This window comes from Parathalassolituus penaei, assembly GCF_026626885.1.
In the GTDB taxonomy this organism is placed as follows: domain Bacteria; phylum Pseudomonadota; class Gammaproteobacteria; order Pseudomonadales; family Oceanobacteraceae; genus Oceanobacter; species Oceanobacter penaei.
Map to the genome: position 1 here is coordinate 1 of NZ_JAPNOA010000032.1, position 323 is coordinate 323.

Genomic DNA, 323 nt, shown 5'->3' on the forward strand with positions numbered 1-323 from the left:
AGATAACCCAGACCAGAGTGCAGGCGTGATCGGTTGTAGAAGCCATCAATGTAATCCTTGATGGCTTTTCTCAGACCAGAATAACTTTTCCATATCTGGCCTGTTAATTTCTCTGCTTTCAGGCTATGAAAGAAGGATTCCATAACTCCGTTGTCGGTACACTTCCCGGGGCGGTTCATGCTGGCAATCATCCCTTTATCCTTGAGTAGATCCTGCACTTTTTCAGCGCCATATTCCGAACCACGATCGGTATGAAACAGGATACCCTGACCATTCGCTCCGGTCAGTTTGAGCGCTTGTTTCAGTACCTGGCAGGTCACCTC

General features: G+C 48.0%; 1 protein-coding gene. It reads right to left on the reverse strand.

Annotation, left to right across the window (positions count from 1 at the left end; all coding sequences use genetic code 11):
* Positions 1–323, reverse strand: a 323-nt coding sequence (locus OUO13_RS12880; protein ID WP_283174305.1) for an integrase core domain-containing protein, incomplete at both ends; no start/stop codon positions are given.